Origin of the sequence: Streptomyces albicerus, assembly GCF_008905045.1 — a bacterium.
Taxonomy (GTDB): domain Bacteria; phylum Actinomycetota; class Actinomycetes; order Streptomycetales; family Streptomycetaceae; genus Streptomyces; species Streptomyces albicerus.
The window spans coordinates 19,484-43,244 of record NZ_VWMY01000010.1 but is presented as its reverse complement, the minus strand read 5'-3'; the positions used below and the strand labels follow the sequence as shown (position 1 = coordinate 43,244).

The window sequence follows — 23,761 nt, the reverse complement described above, 5'->3', positions numbered from 1 at the left end:
CGCCGGACGGGCTGGGTATGCCTGGGCCGGCGTGGGTATTCAGCCCCTCCGGCGTTTGAGGAGCGGGGCCTGGGGCGGAGCCCCAGAAGGATGGGACGGGTAGGGGCGGCGGGGGCGAAAAACGCCAGACCCCCGGGAACCCGGTCAGCCCACCCCCCGCTCCTTCTCCGCCAAATGGATCACGCACACCGCCACCGCGATCAGCAGCCCCGGATCAGCGTCCTCCCGTACGACATCGACCCCGTACGTCTCCCGCACCCGCAACCACCGCCGCGAGACGTGCGCGAGCAGTTCCCCGTCGTACTCGACGACGAACTCCCGGTCGAGAATCTTGCCGCTGACGTCGAGCTCGCTGCCGTCGGCGAGCGCCACGCGGTAGTGGTTGCGCAGCAGCGACAGCCGCTTCCTGCGGATGGTCGCCAGGGGCTCGCCGTCCCGCTCGATGACCATCGTGTCCCGCAGAGCGAGCATCTTCTGCCGGATGTCGATCACCACGCGCCCCTGCGGATCCTTCAGCTCGAAGGTGTCCCGCAGCCGCATCGCCTTGCCGTCGACGAGGAAGGCCTTCCGGCCGTGCTCGTCCTCGATCCAGTAGTCGTCACCGATCCCGAGGATCCGCTCGCGTACGAGGAATTTCATGCCCTTAGCGGTTCCCCGGCAGCGGGTCCGAAACGCCGTCTGTAGGCCGACGGGCTGAGCCCGGTCTCGCGCCGCAGTCGCGCCCGGAGGTTGGCGGCCGTGCCGAGACCGCTGCGTTCGGCCACCACGTCGAGCCGTTCCTCGCCCCGCTCGATGAGCCGGCAGGCCAGCGACACCCGCTCGCCCGTGAGCCACGCCAGCGGGGTCGTGCCGAGCTGGGCGCGGAAGCGGCGGTGCAGTGTGGCCGGGCTGACCGCCGCGCGCGTCGCGAGGTCCGCGACCGTCAGCGGCTCACCGATCCGTTCCTGGGCCCAGGCCAGCAGCGGTGCCAGCGACTCGTCCGGTACGTCGGGCACGGGCCGCTCGACGAACTGCCGCTGTCCGCCGTCGCGATGAGCGGCGAAGACGAGCCGGCGGGAGACGGCGACCGCGATCTCGGCGCCGTGGTCGCGGCGCACGATGTGCAGCCCGAGGTCGAGCGCGGCCGCGCTGCCTGCCGCGGTCAGCACGTCTCCCTCGTCCACGAAGAGCACGTCCGGCTCCAGGAGGACCTTCGGGTGGAGTTCCCGGAAGAGGTCGGCCCAGCGCCAGTGCGTGGTGGCCCGGCGCCCGTCGAGCAGCCCGGCCTCGGCGAGCGCGAAGCTGCCGGTGCAGAAGCTGACGATGCGGGCGCCGCGGGCATGGGCGCGCCGGATGGCGTCGAGTACGGCGGCGCCGCGCGGGACGACGTTGTCGGGACGGCCGGGGACGATGAGGGTGTCCGCGCCGTCCACCGCGTCGAGCCCGGGCACTCCGGTGAGGGTGAAGAAGCCGTGGTTCATCCGGATCCCGGGCGTGGGGGTGCACAGCGTCAGCTCGTACAGCGGGGCGGGCAGACCGAGTTCGGGGCGGGGCAGCCCGAACAGTTCGGTCGCGGCACCGACCTCGAAGGGGTTGGTGCCCTCGTCGACGATCACGGCGACCCGGTGCGGCCGGCCGCCCGGCGGGAGGTGCTGCGAGGATCCTTGCGGCATGTGCGATTTCTAGCACTCGTACGACGGTCCCGCCACGCCGCACGATGAGCCCATGGCCAACGAAGCTGTCACTCGAGCCGCCGGCGAAGCTGTCACTCAAGCTGCCGACGAACCCGTCTCCCTCGCCGCCGCCCTCGCCTCGTTCGACGACCTGTGGAGCCCTCGCATCGTCACCGCCGTCAACGACTACGACGTACGCGTCGCGAAGGTCGAGGGCGACCACCTCTGGCACACCCACGACCACACCGACGAGTTCTTCCTGGTCGTGGAGGGCGAACTGCACATTGGCCTGCGCGAACCCGGTGGCGAGCGCACGGTGGTCCTGCCCAAGGGCTCGGTCTTCACGGTCCCGCGCGGCACCGAGCACAAGCCGAGCTCCCCGTCCGGCGCCGCGATCCTCGTCATCGAGCCCACCGGCACCCTGACGGTCGGGGACCGCCACGAGGAGATCCCGGACCACGTGGACGCCACCACCGGGCACGCGTTGCGCCGGTAGTCAGACGGCTGTTGCGCCGGTGGTCAGAAGCTTCACTTTCCGGCCGTCGCGCCGGTGGTCAGACGGCGTAACCCGCGGTCAGACGCCGTAACCGTCGCTGTATCCGCCCCGGTTGTGGTGGTGGCGCTCCTCGTCGATCACCGGCGTGCTCGGCGGCACCACGACCCGCCGACGCTTGGCGATGCTGCTGAACGTCGCCACACCGATCAGTCCGACGATCATGAAGATGATGCCGACCAGGTCGAGGTTGACCCCCTGCATGTCCCAGTCGGTCGCGAAGGTGAGGATCGCCCCTGCGGCGATCAGAATGATGCACCCGCCCAGGCCCATGGGTGTCGCCTCCTGTCAACCAGCACAGTGTCGTTCCGGTCCGACCCCGGGTACCCGACGCCACCATGGGCATGCAGGAACTACCCCTCCAAGAACGCCACCAACGAGTTCGCCAGCAGGAACGGGTCGGCGGCGCCGCACAGTTCGCGGGCGCTGTGCATCGACAGGATGGCCACGCCGATGTCGACCGTCTTGATGCCGTGGCGGGCTGCCGTGATGGGGCCGATGGTGGTGCCGCAGGGCATGGAGTTGTTGGAGACGAAGTTCTGGAAGGGCACGTCGGCCTTCTCGCAGGCGGCGACCCACACCGCGCGGCCCGAACCGTCCGTCGCATAGCGGTTGTTGACGTTCACCTTGAGGATCGGGCCCTCGCCCGCGCGCGGGTGGTGCGTCGGGTCGTGCCGCTCGGCGTAGTTCGGGTGGACGGCGTGACCCGTGTCGGAGGAGAGGCAGACCGTGCCGGCGAAGGCGCGGGCCCTGTCCTCGTACGACCCTCCGCGCGCGAACACCGAACGCTCCAGCACGCTGCCGAGCAGCGGACCGTCCGCCCCGGTGTCCGACTGCGAACCGTTCTCCTCGTGGTCGAAGGCCGCGAGGACCGGGATGTACGGGAGGGGCTCGTCGGAGGTCGCCACGGCCGCCAGCGCCGCCGTACCCGCGTGTACGGACAGGAGGTTGTCCATGCGTGGGCCCGCGAGCAGTTCCTTGTCGCGGCCCAGGTAGGCGGGCGGTTCGATGGAGTGCACCATCAGGTCCCAGCCGGTGGTCTCGCCCTCGGCCAGCCCCGACTCCTCCTCCAGGAAGCGGATCAGATCGCCGTCGCGCACGTCGTTGCCCAGGCCCCAGATGGGCTGCAGATGTCTCTGCTTGTCGAGCTTGAGACCGTCCGAGGTGACGGAACGGTCGAGGTGGATGGCGAGCTGGGGCACGCGCAGCAGCGGCCGGTCGATGTTCACCAGACGCGTCGAGCCGTCCCGGAGGGAGAGCCGGCCCGCGAGACCCAGGTCGCGGTCCAGCCAGGAGTTGAGCAGCGGGCCGCCGTAGATCTCGACCGCGACCTGGCGCCAGCCGTGCGCCCCGCTGTCGGGCCGCGGCTTCACCCGCAGATTGGGGGAGTCGGTGTGCGCCCCGACGATGCGGAACGCGGTGTGCGGCTCGGCGCCCTCCGGCACGTACCAGGCAACGATCGCGCCCCCGCGCAGCACGTACTTTCCGCCGCTCGTCCCCTCCCAGGCATCCGTCTCCGCGACCTGCCGGAAGCCTGCCTTCTCCAGCCGCTCGGCGGCGTTGGCCACCGCGTGGTACGGGGACGGGCTCGCCGCCAGGAAGGACATGAGGTCGTCGGTGTGTCCGCGGTCGAAGCGGGGCGGTGTGCGCATGGGTTCACCTTAACGACGTACGAGAGCCCGCTCCCGGTGATGGGGAACGGGCTCTCGTAAGGGGTCTGTGGAGGAGCGGCTGACCGGAGGAACAGCCTCCGGTACGCCCGTGGAGGGCCTTGCCGGAGGCATATCGATGGCCTTTGGCGGAGGCCTTGGAGGCGGCCTCGCCAGGTCCTGAGCCAGGTCCTGGGCCAGGTCCTAGAAGGCGGCCTCGTCCAGCTCCATCAGGTCCAGGTCGACACCCTCGGCGATCTTGCGCGCACCGGTGACACCCGGCAGGACGTTCGCCGCGAAGAACTTCGCCGCCGCGATCTTGCCGGTGTAGAACGCCTTGTCCTTCGCGGGGGCCGTCTCCAGCTTCTCGGCGGCGACTGCGGCACCCTTCAGCAGCAGGTAGCCGACGACCACGTCACCCGAGGCCATCAGCAGGCGGGTGGTGTTGAGGCCGACCTTGTAGATGTTCTTGACGTCCTGCTCGGTCGCCGCGAGGTCGGTGAGCATCAGGCCGACGATGGCCTCCAGCTCGACGGCCGCCTTGGCGAGGTGCTCGCGGGCGCCGGACAGCTCCTCGCCGCCGGTGCCGAGCGCCAGGAACTTCTTGATGTCCTCGGCGAGCGAGTTCAGCGCGGCGCCCTGGTTGCGGACGATCTTCCGGAAGAAGAAGTCCTGGCCCTGGATCGCGGTCGTGCCCTCGTACAGGGTGTCGATCTTGGCGTCGCGGATGTACTGCTCGATCGGGTACTCCTGCAGGAAGCCGGAGCCGCCGAGGGTCTGCAGCGACTGGGCGAGCTGCTCGTAGCCCTTCTCGGAGCCGTAGCCCTTCACGATCGGCAGGAGCAGGTCGTTCAGCGCCTCCAGCGCGGCGCTGTCCTCGCTGGCGGCCTCCTTGAGCGCGATCTCGTCCTGGATCGACGCGGTGTAGAGGACGAGGGCGCGCATGCCCTCCGCGTACGCCTTCTGCGTGATCAGCGAGCGGCGTACGTCCGGGTGGTGCGTGATGGTGACCTTGGGCGCGGTCTTGTCCATGAAGTTCGCGAGGTCGGGACCCTGGACGCGCTCCTTGGCGTACTCCAGCGCGTTCAGGTAGCCCGTCGACAGCGTGGAGATCGCCTTCGTGCCGACCATCATCCGCGCGAACTCGATGATGCGGAACATCTGGCGGATGCCGTCGTGCTTGTCGCCGATCAGCCAGCCCTTGGCGGGGTGGCGGTCGCCGAACGTCATCTCGCACGTGTTGGAGGCCTTGAGGCCCATCTTGTGCTCGACGTTCGTCGCGTACACGCCGTTGCGCTCGCCCAGCTCGCCGGTCTCGAAGTCGAAGAGGTACTTCGGGACGAGGAAGAGGGACAGGCCCTTGGTGCCGGGTCCGGCGCCCTCGGGACGGGCCAGCACATAGTGGAGGATGTTGTCCGACATGTCGTGCTCACCGGACGTGATGAAGCGCTTGACGCCCTCGATGTGCCAGGAGCCGTCCTCCTGCTGAACCGCCTTGGTGCGGCCCGCGCCCACGTCCGAGCCGGCGTCCGGCTCGGTGAGCACCATGGTGGAGCCCCACTGCTTGTCCACGGCGATCTTCGCGATGTGCTTCTGGACCTCGTTGCCCTCGTCGAAGAGGATGCCCGCGAAGGCCGGTCCCGAGGAGTACATCCAGACGGCCGGGTTGGCGCCGAGCAGCAGCTCCGCGTAGGCCCAGATCAGGGAGCGGGGGGCGGTGGTGCCGCCGATCTCCTCGGGCAGACCGAGCCGCCAGTACTCGGAGTCCATGAAGGCCTGGTAGCTCTTCTTGAAGGACGCGGGTACCGGCGCGGTGTTGGTCTCCGGGTCGAAGACCGGCGGGTTGCGGTCGGCGTCCGCGAAGGACTCCGCCAGCTCGTTCTCCGCGAGCCGGGTCACCTCTTCGAGGATGCTCTTGGCGGTTTCGGTGTCCATCTCCGCGAACGGGCCGGTGCCGTACAGCTTGTCGCGCCCGAGCACCTCGAAGAGGTTGAACTCGATGTCGCGGAGATTCGACTTGTAGTGCCCCATGGCGACGGCTCCGTTAAGGGATCGGGGAGGTGGTGATTCCTCGTACCTGGTTCGAGTCTGGTGCGCATCTGGTTCACGTACCAACTAGTAGCTACGATGATGCTACCCGTCGGTAATAAGAATCAACCCCTAGCGGCCCAAGTGTGAGCAGGGTCTACATTCGGGTGTGCGCGGACGTCTCCGCCACCTGTTCGAGGAAATCCGGCGCGCGCGACCGGGTGCCCCGCCCCGCCAGTACGCTTGCCCCCATGTACGGCTACGACCAGAACGTGGGACCGGGGCAGCAGCAGTACGCGCAGCCCCAGCCGCCGCCGCAGCAGCCCGGCGGGGTCGGCGGTGTGGGCGGATACGGTCAGCAGCAGCCGCTCTACCCCGAGCCATCACCGCCCTCGCTCGCGGACGCGGTGCGCGCGTTCACCACGGGGTCGCTGACCCCCGAGGACTTCCAGCAGGTCTTCGCCACCTCCAAGGTCTACTGCCCGCGCGGCGACAACCCCGGTTTCCTGGCGCTGCACAACACCCAGCAGCCCGTGATTCCGATGTTCACCTCGCTCAAGGAGCTGCGCCGGTACGCCGGCAAGGAGTCCAAGTACTTCGTGATCACCGGCGCCGAGGTGATCGACCTGCTCCCCACCGGCTACGGCTTCGTCCTCGACATGGAGGGCGAGCATCGCATCGTCTTCGACGCGAAGGCGGTCGAGCAGATGGTGGACTTCGCGATGCGCCGGATGTACGGCTAGTCGCCCTTGCTTCACAGACGGCTGACGCGCCTCGCGCCACGAGCGACGCCCGGAGGGAATGCCCTCCGGGCGTTCTGCGTTCCAGGTGGCAGAAAGTTCTACATTCAACTAAACTCGGAGCACAAGGAGGTACCGACATGCCTGCAGTGACCGTCGAGAACCCGCTGACCCTGCCCCGCGTCGCGGCGTCGGCCGAGGCCGTGGCCCGCCCCGTGCTCGCCGTGACCACCGCGCCGAGCGGCTTCGAGGGCGAGGGCTTCCCGGTTCGCCGCGCGTTCGCCGGGATCAACTACCGCCACCTCGACCCGTTCATCATGATGGACCAGATGGGCGAGGTGGAGTACGCGCCGGGCGAGCCCAAGGGCACCCCCTGGCACCCCCACCGCGGCTTCGAGACCGTGACCTACATCATTGACGGAATCTTCGACCACCAGGACTCCAACGGTGGCGGCGGCACCATCACCAACGGCGACACCCAGTGGATGACGGCGGGCTCGGGCCTCCTGCACATCGAGGCTCCGCCGGAGTCGCTCGTCATGTCGGGCGGTCTCTTCCACGGGCTCCAGCTGTGGGTGAACCTGCCGGCCAAGGACAAGATGATGGCGCCGCGCTACCAGGACATCCGCGGTGGTTCGGTCCAGCTGCTCTCCACCCCCGACGGCGGCGCGCTCCTGCGTGTCATCGCCGGTGAGCTGGACGGTCACCAGGGCCCCGGCATCACGCACACGCCGATCACCATGGTCCACGCGACCGTGGCGCCCGGCGCCGAGCTCACGCTCCCGTGGCGCGAGGACTTCAACGCCCTCGCGTACGTGATGGCCGGCCGCGGCAGCGTCGGTGCGGACCGCCGCTCGGTCCACACCGGGCAGACGACCGTCTTCGGCGCGGGCTCCTCGCTGACCGTCCGCGCGGACGAGAAGCAGGACTCGAACACGCCGGACCTGGAGGTCGTGATCCTGGGCGGTCAGCCGATCCGCGAGCCGATGGCGCACTACGGGCCGTTCGTGATGAACACCCGCGAGGAGCTGCAGCAGGCGTTCGAGGACTTCCAGAAGGGGCGGCTGGGCACGATCCCCGCCGTCCACGGGATGTCCGAGGGCGGGCTGTAGGCCCGGAACCAACGAACGGGACCCGGTCCCCGACCGCACAACGGTCGGGGACCGGGTCCCGTTTTCGCGCCTGCGCCGCCCGACGGACGTCGAGGTCGTCCCGCTCACTGGTCGGCCGTGCGGTGGAGGCCGACGGCGCCCGCGCCGCACCTGACGAACGGGGACTGCATGCACCGCGTCGGCACTCAACACCAGGTGGTGCGGCGACATCACGTACATGGCCGTCGGACCGACGTGGCTGTCTCTGGCCAGGGTCATCGACGTCTGCTCGCGCCGGATCGGGGGCCGGTCAGTTGCCGGCCAGTCACATGCACCGCCCCGGCTGAGTCGTTCTTCCAGGGCTTCAAGCGCGAATTGCTGCACGGACGAGACTGGATCTCAACGGAACCTCTCGGGCCCGGTGACACCACCCCAGGTCATCCGATCACCAGGGGGAGCAGTCATGCCGGGCCCGGAGGTCAGCGGCCCTCTTGCAGGACCGTGAAGAACACGAAGAGGGGAGGGTCTTGGGGAGGAGTGTGTAGCGCGGTTGCTCAGAACGCCCGACTGTTGCAGCCCATGTCCGAACCGAGGTGGGTGGGCTGCGCACCCGGGTTGCCCTCGCCGTTGAGCGCGTTGCCCAGCGCGCCGTTGATGGCGCCGATGCTGCCGAGCACGTCGATGTTCATGTCGTGCGAGCGACACTCGATGCCCTGCTTGACGTCGAAGTCGTCGAAACCGTCGTGCCCCCGGTCGTCGTGTGCGAAGGCGGTGCCGAAGCCGAAGGAGCCGACACTGCCGAGGACGGCGCCCACGATGGCGACCTTCTGAAGCTTGCGCATTTTTTCTCCGTTGGTCGAGCGGATGTGATCTGCAGCAGATCGAGTTGGGACGGTGGACAACTGCGGGGAGGCCATCAGCCGAGTCGGGGCAGACCGAGCTGGCCCACGGGAGGCGCCGCGACCTGTCCGAGGCCGAGCCCGGGTACCTGCGGCGGGCCGGCCGGCGCGATCAGCGGGTTGACGAGCGGGTTCACCTGAGGATTCACCTGCGGGTTCACCTGCGGGGCGACACGCGGCGCGGGCTCCGGGTTGAAGACCTGGGGTGCGGAGACCTGCGGGGCGACCTGCGGCATGACCTGCGGCGACGTCTGCGGGGTGACCTGCGGCATGACCTGTGCCGGCGCCGGCTGCTGGGGGGCGGACTGCTGCGGCGCGGACTGCTGCGGGGCGGAGTGCTGCGAGCCGTATGGCGAGTTGGAGGCATGCGCGAAGCCCCCCGACGAGGCCGAGGCGGAGGCGTAACCGCTCTGCTGCGGCGCGCTCTGCTGCGGAGCGGGCGCCTGCGGAGCTGCCTGCTGCGCCGGCTGGTGGTAGGACTGCGGACCGGTGGCCTGTGCGGTGCCTGCCGAACCGGCACCTGCCGTGGCCTGCGGAGCACTCTGCTGGGGTGCCTGGTACTGGGGAGCAGGCGCCGGGGCCGACTGGGGTGCCTGGTACTGGGGTTGGGGTGCCTGGTACTGCGGAGGAGGCGCCTGGTACTGGGGTTGGGGTGCCTGGTACTGGGGAGCAGGCGCCGGGGCCGGGTAGTACTGGGGAGCGGGCGCCGGAGCGCCACCGCTATACCCGACGGGAGAGTCGGCATGGCTGACGCCGGCGCCGATGGCGGTCAGACCGCCGGCCGCTGCTACGACGAGCGCGGCCTTGTGAAGCTTTCGCATGGAACCCTCGGCCCTTCAATACCTGTTCAGGGAAATCCGTTGTATTTCAGTGCAGTCTTGCGTGCGCCCAGTCTGACGTTCGTACCGCGCCCTGACAGGGGAAATCCTGGGCTGCCACGTGGACTTCACGCCGGAGCCGACAGCGGATCCCGATGCCCCTCTCTGATTCATGGTCGCTGCCCTCTCCCAGCTGGCAACGACATTCCCTCCGAACCGGTCACGGGATCCCAAAATTCCGTCACCCATTCGCCATCGATCGGATTACCGGATTTGTTTCCGGATTGTCGTTCCGTCAAGTACGAGTGCGAGGACGGCACTCCTCCGTTTTCACGTCCTTTGGCAAATGGGTGACCCCGCTCCGGCTCCCGTGACTGGACCCGTACTTGTCTCGTTCCCCACGGGACCAGAACGATGGTCCATCGCAGCCGCACAGGCAGCAGAAGAGCAACAGCTGCAGTGGCTCATCAGCATTTCAATACGTTCCATGCACAGGTCAATGAAGGGCCGAGGATTCCATGCGCAAGCTTCAGCAGGTCGCGCTCGTCGTCGCAGCTGCCGGCGGTCTGTCCGCCATCGGCGCCGGTCCCGGTTTCGCTGCCGATGCCGCTGCATACAACGCTGCTCCGCCACCCGTTGGGCAGCCGGACGCCCAGGCCGGCTCGTGGACCAACTCGCAGGCCACCGCGCACTCCAACGGCTCGCCGACCGCGCAGCGACAGGCGGCCCCACAGCAGGGCGCCGATGTCAGCCCGCAGGTCAGTCCTCAGCTGAGCCCTCAGATCAACCCCCAGGTCTCGCCCCAGCCGGCCCCGGCGCAGGGCGGCGGTACTCCGCCGAACCAGAACAACCTCTTCCACCCGGACCAGGAGTGCAGCCCGCAGTCCCTGCTCAACGCGAATGCCCCGGTTGCCCTGCTCGCCGCCTCCGAGACCCGGGGCATCACCTGCACCCAGGCCAACAGCCAGTCGAACGCCCTCGCGAGCGCCCGCTAGGGCCGTCGGACGGCCGGACACAGTCGCCCAGCACGGGCCCTTCGAGGATCGTCTTCCAAGGGCCCGGTCGCAGCTGATGCAACGTCAGGTTGCTTCCGCGACAAGATCACTCAACCCGGCGCGTCGCTGAGTGGTTTGAGGGTATTTCGTACTAATCTCCCGTCACAGTACGAAGCGGTCTATTACGGACCGCATCCACCTCACTCCATCGGAGATGACATGCACAAGCTTCGCAAGGCTGCCGTCGTGGTCGCCGCCATCGGCAGCGTCGGACTCCTGGGCGCCGGCACCGCCAACGCCCAGGGTGGTGGCGACGACGGTCACGGCGGCAAGGGGACCAACATCCTGCAGAGCTCCAACTGCAAGTCGCACGACCTGAACCTCGACATCCTCGGCCAGGTCGGGATCCTCAACGGCCTGCTGGGCAACGCGCTCAACGGCGAGGGCAACGCCGGTGGGCAGGACACTCACCTCGGCTCGAGCATGGGCTGCAACAACAGCGCCTTCTAGTGTGTGACGGCCGCTTAGGCGGCCGACAGCGGGAAACATGTCCCGGCACTGAGCCTCAGGCCCGGTGCCGGGACCCTTTTTGTGTCGAAGTGGCCATCCGATCGGCATCGTCAGCGGCGACCGAGCCGAAAGAGACCGGTGCCGACGTCGCGAATTCACGCGCGGGGCGCGGCATTTCCCGGCCTTCGGCCAAGGTGGTGAGGATTCATCGAATTCGGCGCGCCACAGGGTGTTTCGAGGTTATTTCCTATTAGCCTCCGTAACTGTACGAAGGCGGTCTATTACAGATCGCATCCACCTCACTCCATCGGAGATGAAATGCACAAGCTCCGCAAGGCTGCCGTCCTGGTCGCCGCCCTCGGGAGCGTCGGACTCCTGAGTGCCGGCGCTGCCCACGCCGACGGAGGTCCGGGCGGCCGGGGTCACGGCGGTGGTCTCAACGTCTTCCAGAGCACCACCTGCCGGTCACACGACGCCAACGTCGACATCCTCGGCCAGGTCGGCGTCGCCAACGGCCTGGGCGGCAACTTGCTGAACGGCGAAGGCAACCCGGGTGCGCAGACGACCTCCCTGGGTTCGACCATGGGCTGCAACAACAGCGTCGGCGGCAAGTAAGTCAGAACCTTTCTCTCGGTGCCCCGGCCACAGGCCGGGGCACCGAGGTTTTTATGTCGACAGAAAGCGTCGACAGAAAGCGTCGGCAGAAAGGGTCGGAAGGAAGCATCGGAAGAAAGCCTTGTCCCATTCCGTCGCGCCATGGGAGAGTTCCATCGGGCCACGGGTCGACCGCCGCCCCAGAAAGCCGAAATGCCGGATCGGGAGAACAGTCCCGGTCCGGCATTCGCCGATTGCGCCTCAGAACTTGAAATGAGGCGGCTTGAAGCCCTTGGGCAGCGTCACCTTGTTGGAGCACTCAACGACCGGCCCGACCTTTGTGGTCCCCTTTTTCAGCAGGCCGTTCTCGGGACCCCACACCAAGCGCGGCCGCTCCATCGTCACGCAGTTCTGCGTCTGCTTGATGACATACCTGCCGTCCTTGTCGGTGCGGACGACCTCGCTCTTGCGAACGCAGATGGTTTCACCCTGGGCGGAGGTCTTGCAATTTCGCGGGGGTTCATTGGCGTACGCCTGCGCGGCGCCGACGTAGATCACGGCGAGACTGCCGATGAGCCCCGAGACGGTTGCGATCTTCTGCCGACTGAACATGTGCTGAGTTCCTTTGCAATCGAGACCCGGGCGCCTGCCGTTGATCGGCTTGAGCCCAAGCCTTGGAGGAGGCCGAAATGCGGGACCCAGCGCCTGACGCGTCTTCAACTGCGTCCGGCGACGGAATTGTTGCAGCCCGGGCGCGCACCCTGGTGGGTTTGCTGCGCGTCCGGGCTGCCATTGCCGTTGAGGGTGTTATCCAGCACACCGTTGAGCAGCCCGGGCTGATCCAGGAAATGGACGTTCAGACCGTGCGACTTGGATACGGTGCATAGGGTGTTCTGACGGATTTCGATGCGCCTGTTGTGGCGTTCCGAGGCGATGTGCGACGCAATGGTCCGCGAGGCGACCGATTGCTGGGCCGACCAGGGTGCGGGCTGCGGCGCGACCACCTGCGAAACGACCTACGGGGCCCACTGCGGCGCGGAGTACGGAGCGACCCGCCCCACGACCGCTGCGGCTACGACCGCAGCCCGCTGAAACTTGCGCATCGAGCCCTCGGCGCTTCTTTACTAGGAGCCGTGCGGAGCGGAGCCGTGACCGAAAATGTCCGTCGGCGCGAAGTTGAATCCGTTCTGGGGCGCGAAGTGCGGAGCCGCCTGCGGACCGCCGTGGCGCCCGTGACCGTGCGGGGTGCCGCCGTAGTTGGCCACGGCGTTGGCCTGCGAGGAAGCCACCGCGGTGACTCCATCGAAGCCGTCGCCCTCGCCCTCGCCGTGGGCGAAGCTGACGCCGGCGCCGATGGTGGACAGCCCCGCGATCGCTGCGGCTACGACCGCAACGCGCTGAAACTTGCGCATAGTTTGACCCTTTCTTACCCGGGCATGGTGCCCTGGTTCGACTACTTAATGTGAGCATATACACACGAAACGTAGTCATTTGGGATCTTGGGCCCTTCTGTGCGCCGTGTCGGCTTATGGCGAAGCACCCTTCCGTCCGCCCCGCCACGGAGTTGAAAGGGGATGAGAGAGCTGGAGATGCGGCCGGGTCGTGGGCTCGCCGTTCTTCCCTGGAAACGACGATTCCCCGGGGCCGAGTCACGGGCGGTGACGGGCGGTCACCCGTTTGCCCGCCGACGCGCGCTGCGCGACCGGGCGCTCGCGTGGACGCGGAAGCAGCGGATGGCCGGCCCGGGTCACCCCGGTCCGGCCATCCGCTGCTTGAAGGTGAGGACGGTGTCGGAAGATTCCGTACCGGGGCTCAGCTCAGCAGACCGCCAGGCAGCCCCAGACCGCCTTCACTCTTGTCACTGCTGTCGGGCGCCGACGTCGTGGTGGGCAGACAGGTCACCTCGGGCCCGATCCGCGTACTCCCATTATTCAGAAGGGGGATGCCGGGCAACGAGAAGGGCTTCATCGGCACGCAGCCCTGTGCCTGGCGGAGGACGAACCCGCCATCCTCGGCCTTCTCGCCGCTGACCCGTTGGACGCAGGTGATGTTGCCCTGAGCGTCGACAGAGCAGGTGCCCGGGCCCACTGCGGCGTGCACCTGGGTGACACCGGTACAGGTCAGGGCGAGGCCGCCGAGAAGCCCCGAGACCGCCGCGATCTTCTTCCTGCTGAACATGTGATGCGTCTCCTTTGTGAGGGGTGCCCCGGGCGCCGTGCGCCGCGAACCGGCCGCGTCGGGCCCTGGGATGTCGGAGAGACGGGCTCCGGCGTCCGACCCAAGTCCGGGACGTTCGGGTCCGTTTCGCTTACGAAGTTGAAGGGCTGACCTGCTGAAGGCACTGCTCTGAAGGCGCTCTTGCTGCAGTCCGTGCCCGAGCCGATCGGTGCGGTCCGGGCGCTCTGCGGACCCTCGCTGCCGAACACGTTGCCCAGTACGCCGTTGAGCGGCCCGACCTCGCCAAGGACTTCGAGGCTCAGGTCGCGCGACTGGCGGATGCCGCTCTGCAGGACTCCTCATGGCTACGGCAAGCCAGTCCGAAATGCCGGCAACCGGTCATCGACGCGCCGGATTTCAGAGTCATCGTGAACGCGGGCGGGCCGGCGGAGCGGCCTCGCGCTCCAGGCCGCCCCACCCCGCACATGAACGGGCCCCTTCGGGGAGTGACCCCGAGGGGCTCGCGGAAAGCGTCGCGCACGATTACGTCGCTGACCTCAGCCAGAGAAGGCCTGGTTGAACTGGCCGCAGGTGGTGTCGAGGTTCTCGGCGAGACCGAGCACGCCGATCGGGATGTCGTTCTGGGCCACCGTCTGCGGGCTGCACTCCTGGTAGGGGCGGTAGAGGTCGGACACGTGCGGCACGCCGTCGCCGGCGTAGGCGGTGCCTGCGCCGGCACCGATGGCGGACAGACCGCCAGCCGCCACTGCTGCGATCATGGCCTGCTGAAGCTTACGCATGGAACCCTCGGTCCTTCATTGCCAGTACGTCGAGGCTGATTGCCTACCGTGACTGAACGAACACTAGCAGTAGTCATCCGGGGTATTCCACGCTGTGGATATCCCGTGTCCCGGCGGGGACATGGGCGCATGCGGGGTTGTCGAGGGCGGGTCGGACACGTGGTGGCGCCCGCCCGATCTGCGGCAGCGACAACTCAACTGGGCCTGCTTCAGGCTTACTTGGCGATGGGGGGCTCCGCCTGCTCGCCCTGGGGGCGAGGGTTCCCCTTGGGAGGGTTCGAGCTTTCGCCAGGTGGTGAGAGGTCGGTTACTCGCGGTGTTTCATCGCAACTCGTCCGCGCTGCGGTCCGGTTCATTGAGTCATCCCGGGCGTGGCGGGAGGGTGAGGTGGGATGTGCGCTTCCCCTCGGAGCGGGTCGAGATCCAGGAGCCGCTCCTCTATGTGTGCCCCGAGGGCCTCAACTACCAGTTCGACGAGCTCCGTTCGAAGTGCGGCTTCTTCTCCGCGTACGAGAAGTGGGCCCTTGGCCTGGATTCGAAGGAACTCCGCGCTCTCGAACGCGATCTGCTCGTGGGCTGAAATGCCTGGGTTGATCCCACCGGATTGCTCGGCGGACCGATTGGCTCACATCCGCCGATCACTCAATCCACTCAAAGGTGGGAAAACATCATGTTCCGGGTGTCTCTGCTCGCGATCGCGGCATTCCCTTGATCGGGTCCGCCCGATCCGGGCTCCAACTGCGAACGGAGACGCCCGTGCGAATGACCGACATCCAGCGTTGCGAGGTCCGGCCCGGACGGCTTGTCGAGTGGGCGCTCAGTCCGGCGACCGTCACGGCGGCGGCGGGCCTTCCGGAGGACCCCCGGCCGCCGGCGTACGTCCAGGAGTCGCACATCAGGACCGCCCGATCCGTGCGGGAGGACGGCCTGTTCGTGCCGACCTGGCTCGGTACGGGATTCGACGTCCCGGGCAGGGTCGACCTCGACGCACTGCAGGACGCGCTGCGCAGCTGGACGCTCCGGCACGAGACGCTGCGCAGCGGCTTCCGCTGGGACGGCGACGAGATGCGCCGGTTCACGCTCGACACCGAGGCCGTGTCACTCCACCGCGAGGTGGTCGGTGACTTCGTCGACGCGGCGGAGCTCGTCCAGCACCTGCAGGACCGTTTCGACGCCGCCGCGAACGCGCTGCGCTGGCCCAACTTCCTCTACGCGGCGGTCATCAGGGACGACGGCGCCAGCGTGTACATGGCCTTCGACCACAGCAACGTCGACGCCTATTCCATCCAGCGCATCCCCGCGGAGATCCACGAGCTCTACGCGGCTGCCGTCGAGGGCCGGCCCGTGAAGGAGACGCCGGTCGGCAGTTACGTCGACTTCTGCGAGATCGAGCGGGCGGACGCGGACCGGATCGACAACACGCACGCGATCGTCGGCCGCTGGCGGGAGTTCATCCAGCGGTGCAACGGAAAGCTGCCCAACTTCCCCGTCCAACTCGGTCTTGAGGCCGGCGGCCCCCTGCCCACGCAGAAACTCATGCGCGAGATGCTCGTCGACGCGGACACGGCCGCGGCGTTCGAGTCGTACTGCCGGCCCTTCGGCGGCAGCCTCGTCGGCATCCTGGCCGCCACCAGCCTCATCGTCCACGAGATCGGCGGACATCCCGTCTACCGCGCCGTCGTGCCGTTCCACACCCGGGTGAAGTCGAAGTGGTGCGACTCCGTCGGCTGGTACGTCGGCGGCGCGCCGATCGAGGTCGCCATGGACCAGGCGCCCGATTTCCCCGGCGCTCTGAAAGCCGTGCGCGCCGAGCTGCAGGCCAACAGGTCGCTGGCACGCATGCCGCTTGCCCGAGTACTGCGCCTGCTCGGCTCGGACTTCCGCCCGACCTCGCCCGACCTGTACTCGATCGTCTCGTACGTCGACGCGCGAGGGATCGCCGGGGCGGAGCGCTGGGCCGAGCTGACGGCTTACGGGCTCGTCAGGGTGTCCTACGGCGACCAGGTGTGCGTCTGGGTCAACCGACTCCACGAAGGTCTGTGGTTCGCCTGCCGCTACCCCAATACCGACGCCGCGTACAAGAACATGCGGCTGTACGTCGAGCGGTTGCGGGACGTCATCCTCACAGTGGCCCGCGAGGAACGTGCTTTCCGTGAACTGGCATCACACGATCTTGCCGGGTGAATCCGCGACACCTTGCTTGTCGGCGGTGGCCGACAAGCAGGGTCTGGGCCACTGGTGGACGAGGAAGGGCTCGACGGCCTGCCCCGCCCCTGGGACGAACGCGTCCGTGATCCTCGCGCGGGGCGCCAGTCGCTGAGGCTACGGAGGTTACGTACGGGCCCGCACCCGCACCCGCGCAGGGCCCGTCGCCTGGAGCGTGATCCCCGCCGCCAGCGGGACCTCCGTGTCCAGCGCCTCCAGTTCGTACGAGCGCAGCAGGGCCGCCACGGCCAGTACGGACTCGAGCATCGAGAAGTGCTGGCCGATGCAGGCGCGGGGGCCGCCGCCGAAGGGGAACCAGGCGTAGCGGTGCCGGGCCGCCTCTCGGTCGGGGGTGAAGCGGTCGGGATCGAAGCGTTCCGGGTCGTCCCACAGGTCCGGGTGGCGGTGGGTGACCCAGGGCAGGACCAGGACATCGGCGCCGGCGGGGATGAGGTGTCCGCCGACCTCCGCGGCCTCGACCGACCGGCGGCCGACCACCGGAGCGGCCGGGTACAGCCGCATGGCCTCCTTCAGCACCCTCGTCAGGTACGGGAGTTCGTCGAGGTCGGCGGCCGAGGGGGTACGCCCGGACGGCAGCCGGTCGGCCTCCGCGTGGGCCCGCTTCTGGGCCTCGGGATGCCGGGCGAGCAGGTGGAGTGCGAAGGCCATGGAGGTCGCGGTCGTCTCGTGGCCCGCGAGCAGGAAGACCAGGACCTGGTCGCGGAGCTCGTCGGCGTCGAGGCTGCCGTCCTCCTCGCTGCTCGCCCGGGAGAGGAGGGAGAGCAGGTCGTCATCGGTGGTGGGGCCCGTTGCCTCGGCCGCCCTGCGCTCCGCGATGATCCGGTCGCAGATCGCGTAGACCGCTCGGGTCGCCGCCTCGGCCCGGCGGTTGGCCGGGAGGGGCCAGGAGCGCGGCGGGTTGACGGGGGAGTAGCCGCGCAGCGTCACGTACTTGCTGATGACGGGGAAGTTGTCGTGGATGACGTCGACGGCGGCCTCGACGTCCGCGCCGAAGAGGATGCGCGAAACCGTGCGCAGTGCGAGGCGGTCCATCTCCCGGACCACGTCGACCACGCCGTCGGGGGCGTCCCGCCAGCGCTCCACCGTGCCGTCGGCCTCCAGTGTCACCGCCGTGGCGTAGCCGTCCACCTGACGCTTGGTGAACAGCGGCTGGATCAGACGGCGTTGGCGGAGGTAGTCGGCGTCCTGGCTGGTGAGCAGGCCGTTGCCGGCGGACAACCGCAGCTCCTCGTAGAACTGGTTGTCCTTGCGGAAGTTGGCCGCCTGCGAGGCCAGGACCTGCTGGGCGCCCTCCGCGGAGAAGACGCAGTGCAGCACCGTACGCAGTCCCGGTGGGCCGGCGGAGATGCGGACCACGTCGCCGTACTCCCGCCGGGCGCGCAAAAAGGCGTCCAGCGAGTCGCGCTGGAGATCGAGTGCCGAGCCGAGCAGAGGGAGGCCCTTGGGCCCTGGTATCTCAGTGATGGCGGCCATGGCCGCCATCATCGCGCACCCGTGTGCGGGGCAGCTTCCCCCTGATCCGTCCTGTGTCTGTCCTGTTGTCTTCTCCGTCGGCCTTCTCCTCCGCTTGCCTTCTTTGCTCTTCTCCGCCGGCCTTCTCGGCTTGTCGTTTCCGCGACGGCCTCTCCCCCTTTCAGCCCTCCCGGAGCGCCGCCGCGCCTGACGCATGGTCAGGTGGAGGCGTGCAGCCCCTCCTTCCCGAATCCGCCCGGCTCCTGCCCGAACCCGTTCGTCGCGTGGCCGCCTGGTGTGTCGTCGCGCTGCTGGTCACCGGTGTCGTGGTGGTCGGGGTGCGGCTGTGCGCGGAGTTCAGGACGGCCGTGGTGCCGGTGCTGCTCGCGTTGCTCGGGACGGCGCTGCTCGGGCCGCTGTACCGGCGGCTGGTGAGGGCGAAGGTGAACCGGTCGATCGCGGCCGGGGTGACGTGCGCCGCCGTGGTCGCCGTCGTGGGCGGGGCCGTGTACATCGTCGTCGCCGCGCTGATCGACACCGGTGACGAGATCATCGCCTCGCTCAAGCAGGCCGCCGAGTCGCTGTCCGAGCACTTCGGGGCGGCCGGCACCTCACTCGACGACCTCGCCTCCAACGCCAAGGAGCTGCTGAGCAAGTTCGGCGGGACGGCGGCGTCCGGTGTGATCAGCGGGATCAGCGTCGTGGGCGAGGCGATCGCCATGGCCGTCCTCGCGCTGCTGCTCGTCTTCTTCTTCCTGCGGGACTCGCACCGGGCGGCCGGAACCCTGCGCGCGCTGGTGCCCCAGGGCTCGGGGGACACGGTCGAGGCGATGGCGCGGCGCGCGTACCAGGCCGTCGAGGGGTTCATGCGCGGGACGACGTTCATCGCGCTCATCGACGCGATCTGCATCACCGTGGGGCTGGTCGTGCTGGGGGTACCGGGGGCGGTCGGGCTCGGCGCGCTCGTGTTCGTCGGCGCGTACATCCCGTATCTGGGCGCTTTCCTCTCCGGTGCGGTGGCGATCCTGGTGGCCCTCGCGGACCGCGGCTTCGTGATCGCGCTGTGGGCGCTGGGCGTCGTGCTGGCCGTGCAGGTGCTCGAGGGGCATGTGCTGCAGCCGATGATCCAGAGCCGGACCGTCCAGATGCACCCCGCCGTCGTCATGCTGGCCATCACCGCGGGCGCGTCGGTGGCGGGGGTCCTCGGGATGCTGCTGGCGGTGCCGCTGACGGCGGCGGCGTTCGGCGTGGTCGCGGAACTGAGAGTGCGTTACGCGTCTTCGGAGACCCCGACCACTCCGGATGCTCCGGGCTCCCCGGAGTCCTCAGCAATCCCGGAATCCTCGGCAACGCCGGAACCCCCGGAAACTCCAGAGCCCCCGGAACCCCCCGGCTCCCCCTCCTCGCCGGACTCCGACCCCTCCTCGTAGAGCTCGAACCAGATGCTCTTCCCCTCACCACGCGGATCCACCCCCCACGCGTCCGCGAGCAGCTCCATCAGCACCAGACCCCGCCCGGAGGACGCCATTTCGCCGGGATGACGCTTGTGGGGGAGGTCGTCGCTTCCGTCCGTCACGTGGATCCGCATCCGGCGGGACCCCGCCTGGCCCGTCATCTCGGCGACGAGCAGCGCGTCCGCGTCCGTGTGGACGAGTACGTTCGTGACCATCTCGGAGACCAGCAGTACCGCCGAGTCGACCTGGTCGGCGGAGGCCCAGTCGTGCAGGAACTCCCGCAGCTGCTGCCTGGCTCCCGCGACCCGCTCGTGCTCTGCCTGCGCGACGGTCACGACGGTGCGGCGTACGGCCGGCCGCTCGGTCAGGGTGTCGTCGCAACCGCACCCCTCCCCCGATCGGCACAGCAGCAGCACCGCTATGTCGTCCTCGCGGCGGTCCACCAGCGGCCCGGTCGTGTGGTGCGAGGAGGGCCCGTGCACGGCCTGGACCAGCGCGTCGGCGAGGGCCTCCATGTCGCCGTCGTGGTTCTCCAGGATCTTGCGGATACGGTGCCAGCCGGTGTCCAGGTCGTGTCCGCCGGTCTCGATGAGCCCGTCCGTGCAGATCAGCATGGTCTCGCCGGGCTCCAGGACGAGCCGCGTCGTCGGATAGTCGGCGTCCGGGTCGATGCCGAGCGGCAGCCCGCCCGCGGTGGGCCGGGTCAGCACGGTCCCGTCGGCCATGCGTATCGCCGGGTCCGGATGCCCGGCCCTGGCTATCTCGAGCACTCCGCTCTCCGGGTCGACCTCGACGTACAGGCAGGTCGCGAAGCGCAGGTCGGTTATCTCCTCGTCGTACGTGATCCCGTACAGGAAGCGCGAGGCGCGTGAGAGGACCGCGTCCGGGCGGTGGCCCTCGGAGGCGTACGCCCGCAGCGCTATCCGGAGCTGGCCCATCAGCCCGGCGGCGCGTACGTCATGGCCCTGGACGTCGCCGATGACAAGGGCGAAGCGGCCTCCTCCCGGGCTGGTCCGGGAGCTGCCGCCGGGCAGCGGGATCATGTCGTACCAGTCGCCGCCCACCTGGAGCCCGCCGCCCGTGGGCACGTACCGGGCCGCGACGCTCATCCCGGGGATCTGCGGCCCCAGCGTGGGCAGCATCGAGCGCTGGAGGCCGTCCGTGAGCTCCCGCTCGGACTCGGCGAGCCCGGCGCGCGAGAGAGCCTGGGCCAGCATCCGCGCCACCGTCGTCAGCACGGAGCGCTCGTCCGGCGTGAACGTGACCGGGTACGTGAAGGCCGCCATCCACGCGCCCATCGTGCGCCCCGCGACCGTGAGCGGCAGAAACGCCCAGGACTGGCGGCCGAAGTGCTGGGCGAGCGGCCAGGCGGCCGGATAGCGGCCGCGGTAGTGGTCCGGCGAGGAGAGATAGACGGCACGGCCCGTGCGTACGACCTCCGCGGCCGGATAGTCCGTGTCCAGCGGCATGTGGGAGAACGGGTCCTCGTCCCCCGGCCTGTGCCCGTGGTGGCCGATGACCGTCAGCCGGTCGCCCTCCGCGCCGAAGACCGCGAGCCCGTCCGGCGAGAAGCCGGGCATCGACAGGCCGGCCGCGACCCGCAGCACCTCCTCCGTGGACCGCGCCTCGGCCAGCGCCCGCCCCGCGTCCAGCAGGAACGCCTCACGCGAGCGCCGCCAGTCACCCGTCACGGGTGTACGCGCGGCGGTGCCCGGCGGCGGCTCGGTGACCTCCTGAAGGGTCCCGATCAGCTGGTACGTACCGGTCTGGCGGTCGAACGACGGCTTGGAGCGGCTGCGTACGGTACGGATCACGCGGCCCTGCTCGTCCATGACCCGCAGGCGCAGCTCGGCGAGCGTGCCCTCGGCGGCGGCGAGCTGTACGACGCCGTTGACCTCGTTCCAGTCGACGGGGTGGAAGCGGGCGCGTGCGCCCGCCTCCGTGAGTACGGTCGGCTCCGCGGGCAGGCCGAGGAGCCGGGAAGCCTCGGCGTCGAGGGTGACCTTCCCGGCAGCGTCGTCCCACCTCCACAGGCCGGTGGCGAGAGTGGCGAGGACGTCCCCTACAGAGGGAAGGGGATCACCGGTGCGCATTGACCCACTGTATGAAGAGGTGAACGAACGGTGCCACTGAGGCAGGTGAGGCGCGGGGTGGGCATCCCGCGCTCGCACCGCGCCCACGGGGCTCCCGTAGCTCGCGCTCGCACCACGCCCACCGAACTCCGGCAACTATTGCGGACGGCGATCTTGGGGCGGCCGGTACCCTTGGGGGATCCGGGTCTCGGCCCGGACGTTCCACGTGAAACAGCCCCCGATCCGCGAAGACTGGATGAACGACGATGCATCGGTACAGGTCCCACACCTGCGGCGAGCTCCGCGCCTCTGACGTCGGCACCGACGTCCGGCTGAGCGGCTGGCTGCACAATCGCCGAGACCTGGGCGGCATCCTCTTCATCGATCTGCGCGACCACTACGGCATCACGCAGCTCGTCGCCCGCCCCGGCACCCCCGCGTACGAGGCCCTCGACAAGCTCTCCAAGGAGTCGACGGTCCGCGTCGACGGCAAGGTCGTCTCGCGCGGCACGGAGAACGTGAACGCGGACCTGCCGACCGGCGAGATCGAGGTCGAGGTGAGCGAGGTCGAGCTGCTCGGCGCGGCCGCCCCGCTGCCCTTCACGATCAACGCCGAGGACGGGGTGAACGAGGAGCGGCGCCTGGAGTACCGCTTCCTCGACCTGCGCCGCGAGCGCATGCACCGCAACATCCTGCTGCGTACGTCGGTCATCTCGGCCATCCGCCACAAGATGACGGCGCTGGGCTTCAACGAGATGGCGACGCCGATCCTCAGCGCCACCTCCCCGGAGGGCGCCCGCGACTTCGTCGTACCGTCGCGCCTGAACCCGGGCAAGTTCTACGCCCTCCCCCAGGCTCCGCAGCAGTTCAAGCAGCTGCTGATGATCTCGGGCTTCGACCGGTACTTCCAGATCGCGCCCTGCTTCCGTGACGAGGACGCGCGCGCGGACCGTTCGCCGGGCGAGTTCTACCAGCTCGACGTGGAGATGTCCTTCGTCGAGCAGGAGGACGTCTTCCAGCCGATCGAGAAGCTGATGACGGAGCTGTTCGAGGAGTTCGGCAACGGCCGTCATGTGACGTCCCCGTTCCCGCGCATCCCGTTCCGCGAGGCGATGCTGAAGTACGGCTCCGACAAGCCGGACCTGCGGGCCCAGCTGGAGCTCGTCGACATCACCGACATCTTCGAGGGCTCGGAGTTCAAGGCCTTCGCGGGCAAGCACGTACGCGCCCTGCCGGTGCCGGACGTGTCCGCACAGCCCCGGAAGTTCTTCGACCAGCTGGGTGACTTCGCGGTCTCGCAGGGCGCGAAGGGCCTGGCCTGGGTCCGGGTGACCGAGGACGGCTCGCTGACGGGCCCGATCGCGAAGTTCCTGACCGAGGAGAACGTCGCGGAGCTGACGAAGCGCCTGTCGCTGTCGGCCGGCCACGCGGTGTTCTTCGGCGCGGGCGAGTTCGAAGAGGTCTCGAAGATCATGGGCGCGGTGCGGGTGGAAGCCGCCAAGCGTGCCGGGCACTTCGAGGAGAACGTCTTCCGCTTCTGCTGGATCGTCGACTTCCCGATGTACGAGAAGGACGAGGAGACCGGCAGGATCGACTTCTCGCACAACCCCTTCTCGATGCCGCAGGGCGGTCTGGAGGCCCTGCAGACGCAGGACCCGCTGGAGATCCTGGGCTGGCAGTACGACATCGTCTGCAACGGCGTCGAGCTGTCCTCCGGCGCGATCCGGAACCACGAGCCCGACATCATGATCAAGGCCTTCGAGATCGCGGGCTACGACCGTGAGACCGTCGAGGAGCAGTTCGCGGGCATGCTCCGTGCCTTCCGCTTTGGCGCCCCGCCGCACGGCGGCATCGCCCCGGGCGTCGACCGCATCGTGATGCTCCTCGCCGACGAGCCGAACATCCGGGAGACGATCGCCTTCCCGCTGAACGGCAACGCGCAGGACCTGATGATGGGCGCGCCGACGGAGCTGGAGGAGGCGCGCTTGCGGGAGCTGCATCTTTCGGTGCGGAAGCCGCAACCGAAGTAAGGACAACGAGGGGTTTGGGTAAGGAAAGGCTTACCTGAATT

23 protein-coding genes and 2 pseudogenes are annotated in these 23,761 nt (G+C 68.8%); 11 read left to right on the top strand and 14 right to left on the bottom strand.

Annotated features, from left to right (window positions below; genetic code table 11):
- Nucleotides 1–144 precede the first annotated feature (144 nt).
- Together GAS53_RS10380 and GAS53_RS10375 are read right to left on the bottom strand one after the other, a co-directional pair.
- Nucleotides 145–639 carry an LURP-one-related/scramblase family protein gene (locus GAS53_RS10380; RefSeq protein ID WP_151477195.1) on the bottom strand — a complete coding sequence of 165 codons (495 nt, stop codon included), beginning with the start codon at nucleotides 637–639 and terminating at the stop codon, nucleotides 145–147.
- Nucleotides 636–1,652 (bottom strand): GlxA family transcriptional regulator, encoded by a 1,017-nt coding sequence (locus GAS53_RS10375; RefSeq protein WP_151477194.1) that lies wholly within the window; start codon nucleotides 1,650–1,652, stop codon nucleotides 636–638. The genes GAS53_RS10380 and GAS53_RS10375 overlap by 4 nt, the downstream gene beginning before the upstream one ends.
- Before the next feature lie 52 nt (nucleotides 1,653–1,704).
- Here GAS53_RS10375 and GAS53_RS10370 point away from each other — a divergent pair, with 52 nt between their 5' ends.
- On the top strand, nucleotides 1,705–2,148 hold the full coding sequence (locus tag GAS53_RS10370; RefSeq protein WP_151477193.1) for a cupin domain-containing protein: 444 nt from the start codon (nucleotides 1,705–1,707) through the stop codon (nucleotides 2,146–2,148).
- A gap of 78 nt (nucleotides 2,149–2,226) precedes the next feature.
- Here GAS53_RS10370 and GAS53_RS10365 read toward each other — a convergent pair whose 3' ends face one another.
- The 3 genes from GAS53_RS10365 to GAS53_RS10355 all read right to left on the bottom strand — a co-directional run bounded on the left by GAS53_RS10365 (nucleotide 2,227) and on the right by GAS53_RS10355 (nucleotide 5,885).
- Nucleotides 2,227–2,478 carry a DUF6458 family protein gene (locus GAS53_RS10365; protein ID WP_151477192.1) on the bottom strand — a complete coding sequence of 84 codons (252 nt, stop codon included), beginning with the start codon at nucleotides 2,476–2,478 and terminating at the stop codon, nucleotides 2,227–2,229.
- Between the two features lie 80 nt (nucleotides 2,479–2,558).
- The gene (locus GAS53_RS10360) at nucleotides 2,559–3,857 is read right to left on the bottom strand and encodes a M18 family aminopeptidase (RefSeq protein WP_151477191.1); all 1,299 of its coding nucleotides are present in this window, start codon (nucleotides 3,855–3,857) and stop codon (nucleotides 2,559–2,561) included.
- Nucleotides 3,858–4,058: 201 nt separating this feature from the next.
- Nucleotides 4,059–5,885: an acyl-CoA dehydrogenase gene (locus GAS53_RS10355; RefSeq protein WP_151477190.1), complete on the bottom strand. Its 1,827-nt coding sequence runs from the start codon at nucleotides 5,883–5,885 to the stop codon at nucleotides 4,059–4,061.
- Nucleotides 5,886–6,133: 248 nt separating this feature from the next.
- Between GAS53_RS10355 and GAS53_RS10350 the strand changes: the two genes are divergently transcribed.
- The 3 genes and pseudogenes from GAS53_RS10350 to GAS53_RS56200 all read left to right on the top strand — a co-directional run.
- On the top strand, nucleotides 6,134–6,625 hold the full coding sequence (locus GAS53_RS10350) for an SseB family protein (RefSeq protein WP_151477189.1): 492 nt from the start codon (nucleotides 6,134–6,136) through the stop codon (nucleotides 6,623–6,625).
- 137 nt (nucleotides 6,626–6,762) lie between these two features.
- Complete coding sequence (locus GAS53_RS10345; protein WP_151477188.1) at nucleotides 6,763–7,734, top strand: pirin family protein; 972 nt, start codon at nucleotides 6,763–6,765, stop codon at nucleotides 7,732–7,734.
- 172 nt (nucleotides 7,735–7,906) lie between these two features.
- Nucleotides 7,907–8,115: pseudogene (locus GAS53_RS56200) on the top strand (hypothetical protein); the annotation flags it as partial.
- Nucleotides 8,116–8,267: 152 nt separating this feature from the next.
- Here the strand turns inward: GAS53_RS56200 and GAS53_RS10340 are convergent.
- On the bottom strand, nucleotides 8,268–8,555 hold the full coding sequence (locus GAS53_RS10340) for a hypothetical protein (protein WP_151477187.1): 288 nt from the start codon (nucleotides 8,553–8,555) through the stop codon (nucleotides 8,268–8,270).
- Between the two features lie 74 nt (nucleotides 8,556–8,629).
- On the bottom strand, nucleotides 8,630–9,433 hold the full coding sequence (locus tag GAS53_RS10335; RefSeq protein WP_151477186.1) for a hypothetical protein: 804 nt from the start codon (nucleotides 9,431–9,433) through the stop codon (nucleotides 8,630–8,632).
- A 515-nt stretch (nucleotides 9,434–9,948) separates the two neighbouring features.
- Between GAS53_RS10335 and GAS53_RS10330 the strand changes: the two genes are divergently transcribed.
- The 3 genes from GAS53_RS10330 (at nucleotide 9,949) to GAS53_RS10320 (ending at nucleotide 11,550) form a co-directional block, all read left to right on the top strand.
- Entirely contained in the window at nucleotides 9,949–10,425 is a 477-nt protein-coding gene (locus GAS53_RS10330) for a hypothetical protein (protein WP_151477185.1), read from the top strand.
- A 219-nt stretch (nucleotides 10,426–10,644) separates the two neighbouring features.
- On the top strand, nucleotides 10,645–10,935 hold the full coding sequence (locus GAS53_RS10325; RefSeq protein WP_151477184.1) for a hypothetical protein: 291 nt from the start codon (nucleotides 10,645–10,647) through the stop codon (nucleotides 10,933–10,935).
- A 318-nt stretch (nucleotides 10,936–11,253) separates the two neighbouring features.
- Entirely contained in the window at nucleotides 11,254–11,550 is a 297-nt protein-coding gene (locus GAS53_RS10320) for a hypothetical protein (protein WP_151477183.1), read from the top strand.
- Between the two features lie 240 nt (nucleotides 11,551–11,790).
- Here GAS53_RS10320 and GAS53_RS10315 read toward each other — a convergent pair whose 3' ends face one another.
- The 5 genes from GAS53_RS10315 to GAS53_RS10295 all read right to left on the bottom strand — a co-directional run bounded on the left by GAS53_RS10315 (nucleotide 11,791) and on the right by GAS53_RS10295 (nucleotide 14,486).
- Nucleotides 11,791–12,141, bottom strand: coding sequence for a hypothetical protein (locus tag GAS53_RS10315; RefSeq protein ID WP_225858848.1), 351 nt, complete (start codon nucleotides 12,139–12,141; stop codon nucleotides 11,791–11,793).
- 104 nt (nucleotides 12,142–12,245) lie between these two features.
- On the bottom strand, nucleotides 12,246–12,533 hold the full coding sequence (locus tag GAS53_RS10310) for a hypothetical protein (protein ID WP_151477182.1): 288 nt from the start codon (nucleotides 12,531–12,533) through the stop codon (nucleotides 12,246–12,248).
- A 120-nt stretch (nucleotides 12,534–12,653) separates the two neighbouring features.
- Entirely contained in the window at nucleotides 12,654–12,941 is a 288-nt protein-coding gene (locus GAS53_RS10305; RefSeq protein ID WP_151477181.1) for a hypothetical protein, read from the bottom strand.
- A gap of 400 nt (nucleotides 12,942–13,341) precedes the next feature.
- Complete coding sequence (locus tag GAS53_RS10300) at nucleotides 13,342–13,707, bottom strand: hypothetical protein (RefSeq protein ID WP_151477180.1); 366 nt, start codon at nucleotides 13,705–13,707, stop codon at nucleotides 13,342–13,344.
- A gap of 536 nt (nucleotides 13,708–14,243) precedes the next feature.
- On the bottom strand, nucleotides 14,244–14,486 hold the full coding sequence (locus tag GAS53_RS10295) for a hypothetical protein (RefSeq protein ID WP_151477179.1): 243 nt from the start codon (nucleotides 14,484–14,486) through the stop codon (nucleotides 14,244–14,246).
- Between the two features lie 394 nt (nucleotides 14,487–14,880).
- Between GAS53_RS10295 and GAS53_RS10290 the strand changes: the two genes are divergently transcribed.
- The gene (locus GAS53_RS10290) at nucleotides 14,881–15,066 is read left to right on the top strand and encodes a hypothetical protein (RefSeq protein WP_151477178.1); all 186 of its coding nucleotides are present in this window, start codon (nucleotides 14,881–14,883) and stop codon (nucleotides 15,064–15,066) included.
- A 176-nt stretch (nucleotides 15,067–15,242) separates the two neighbouring features.
- The gene (locus GAS53_RS10285; protein ID WP_151477177.1) at nucleotides 15,243–16,670 is read left to right on the top strand and encodes a condensation domain-containing protein; all 1,428 of its coding nucleotides are present in this window, start codon (nucleotides 15,243–15,245) and stop codon (nucleotides 16,668–16,670) included.
- Between the two features lie 147 nt (nucleotides 16,671–16,817).
- Here GAS53_RS10285 and GAS53_RS10280 read toward each other — a convergent pair whose 3' ends face one another.
- Nucleotides 16,818–18,185 carry a cytochrome P450 gene (locus GAS53_RS10280; protein WP_151477176.1) on the bottom strand — a complete coding sequence of 456 codons (1,368 nt, stop codon included), beginning with the start codon at nucleotides 18,183–18,185 and terminating at the stop codon, nucleotides 16,818–16,820.
- Between the two features lie 209 nt (nucleotides 18,186–18,394).
- Here GAS53_RS10280 and GAS53_RS56195 point away from each other — a divergent pair, with 209 nt between their 5' ends.
- A complete protein-coding gene (locus tag GAS53_RS56195; protein WP_151477175.1) occupies nucleotides 18,395–19,594 on the top strand; it encodes an AI-2E family transporter in 1,200 nt (399 codons plus the stop codon).
- On the opposite strand, the pseudogene GAS53_RS10270 reads toward GAS53_RS56195, so the two are convergent.
- A pseudogene (locus GAS53_RS10270) lies at nucleotides 19,560–21,711 on the bottom strand (SpoIIE family protein phosphatase); the annotation flags it as partial. The gene GAS53_RS56195 and the pseudogene GAS53_RS10270 sit on opposite strands and share 35 nt — an antisense overlap.
- A 245-nt stretch (nucleotides 21,712–21,956) precedes the next feature.
- Between GAS53_RS10270 and aspS the strand changes: the two are divergent.
- A complete protein-coding gene (gene aspS / locus GAS53_RS10265) occupies nucleotides 21,957–23,720 on the top strand; it encodes an aspartate--tRNA ligase (RefSeq protein WP_151477173.1) in 1,764 nt (587 codons plus the stop codon).
- Nucleotides 23,721–23,761 lie beyond the last annotated feature (41 nt).